The organism is Roseinatronobacter ekhonensis (assembly GCF_900499075.1).
In the GTDB taxonomy this organism is placed as follows: Bacteria; Pseudomonadota; Alphaproteobacteria; order Rhodobacterales; family Rhodobacteraceae; genus Roseinatronobacter; species Roseinatronobacter ekhonensis.
In genome coordinates this window covers 1-1,747 of sequence record NZ_UIHC01000147.1, presented here as the reverse complement: position 1 = coordinate 1,747, position 1,747 = coordinate 1, and the positions used below count along the sequence as shown (strand labels likewise).

Here is a 1,747-nt window from a genome sequence, read left to right as displayed (position 1 = left end):
CTGCGGCCTGCGCGCCTTGGCACACGTCAGCTATCTGGAGAGCACCCGCGCCAAGGCGCAGCTAAACCGCGACCAAGCTGATCAATTTTACACCGGGAACTTGGCCAATTTTGCTCCGGGATTGACACGTATTCCCACGCCTGTTGAACGGGGCTCTTGTTCCTGCCCGGCATGATTGCGTCGAGGTCGCGGGTATCCGCGCCCTTCAGCTCGAACGGTGCCACGATGTCAGGCGTCTTGCCGCCAAAGCGGCCAAGCGCCAGATCGACGCTGCCGCGCAGAATATTTTGTTCGGTTGAGACGTTGTAATCTGCGCCACCAGCCGGGCCGTGGTAGCCGAGAACACCTTCAACAATCTTGGAGGCGAACTGCCCATGCAGGGCGGTTTCCTTCAGGCGTTCAATCCGGCCCGAGCTGATCAACTCTGTCCAGGCTTCCAGCGCAGCCAAACGGTCTGACGGGATTGGATCGGCTTTGATGTGGCGCTTCAGGGTCTTACGGTTGAACAAATTCATGAACTATCGGTCTTTCTTGCCGCCATCGGTCGGCTTTACGATGCTGTTTTTTTCCGGATGGCGACAAGCCTTGGCTTTATTCGTGCCTGGTCGCAACGGCCCTCATTCGAGGCGTTCTGCGATCCACATCTTGATCAGCGCCTGACGGGTGATGCCGAGCTTCTGAGCCTGCCGGTCCAGACCGGCGACGACCCAGGTCGGGAAATCCACGTTCACCCGCTTTGCCTCGACATTGAGGCGGCGCGCCTTTGTCCAATCGACATGGGCGGACATGTCTTCACCCGCGTCGAAGCGTTCGTCGAATTCAGTCGCCTTCATAGTGGTCAATCTCCTGCTTGCGAGCGCGGCGCACGGAGATGATCCGCACCCGGTCGCTCCGGTGTGTGTAGACAGCCGTCCAGTGTCTGGCCCCGATCATGCCAACCGCCAGAAAGCGTGGCTCATCCGTGACTTTGGCGGGGGCCTCGATCAGATAAGGATCATCCCAGAGAGCCTGAGCCTCATCAAAGTCGATACCGTGCTTTTCGCGGTTCGCGGCGCTCTTGTCGGGGTCATACTCGAACTTCATGAGCGCAACATAAGGTGAAAAAGGTATAATTAATATACTTTTCAGCTTGGCTTGGTAGTGAGATTTTTCAGTTGCTGGGCTGTCAAGGTTCATAGCCTGCAACATGGCTGCGCCCAGCCATGTTGCAGGCGCAGTGAAACAGTGCTCTGACTATCGGAATGGAAGCTATCGAAAGGCTCTTACAGCTACCCTATCAAACCCTGGCAATATTGGTTGCCGGGTATCTTTCTTATCGCCTAGCGTACACGGGCCGCGATAGCACGCACCAAACATTGGACACGTTAGCAATTGCTCTCGTCTTTGCCTTCATATCGCAAGCTGCATCTGCTCTTCTACTGGCTATCTACCTGGCGTGGGGTCCCACATCCAGCGATGCTGTCGCACTGCCCCTGTGGGCCGGATATGCTGCCAGTGTTGGGGGCATAGTGGCGGCACTCGTTGTCGCCGTCATCTGGCGTCGAGTGAGCGTCAACAGCCTTCCAGAAATTCTGCGTGGCGCAGGAATATCGTCGTCAGACAGAAATACCGCCGCATGGGGAGCTATGCCCGAAAGTTGGTGACGGCGTGATTAGGCGGCTTTTTGAAGTTGCTTGATCCCGTCCTTGAATTCAATCCCCTGGATGATCTCAGGCATGCGGCTTGCGCCGTCGAGTTTGCGCCATTT

The 1,747-nt window shown here is 56.8% G+C and carries 3 protein-coding genes; all 3 read right to left on the bottom strand.

The window, feature by feature from the left end; genetic code table 11:
* Nucleotides 1-26: 26 nt before the first annotated feature.
* Nucleotides 27-515: a hypothetical protein gene (locus ROE7235_RS19505; RefSeq protein ID WP_121097700.1), complete on the bottom strand. Its 489-nt coding sequence runs from the start codon at nt 513-515 to the stop codon at nt 27-29.
* A gap of 102 nt (nt 516-617) precedes the next feature.
* Nucleotides 618-833, bottom strand: coding sequence for a type II toxin-antitoxin system BrnA family antitoxin (gene brnA, locus ROE7235_RS19500; protein WP_066009074.1), 216 nt, complete (start codon nt 831-833; stop codon nt 618-620).
* Entirely contained in the window at nt 820-1,176 is a 357-nt protein-coding gene (locus tag ROE7235_RS19495; protein ID WP_245964050.1) for a BrnT family toxin, read from the bottom strand. The genes brnA and ROE7235_RS19495 overlap by 14 nt, the downstream gene beginning before the upstream one ends.
* Nucleotides 1,177-1,747: the final 571 nt, after the last annotated feature.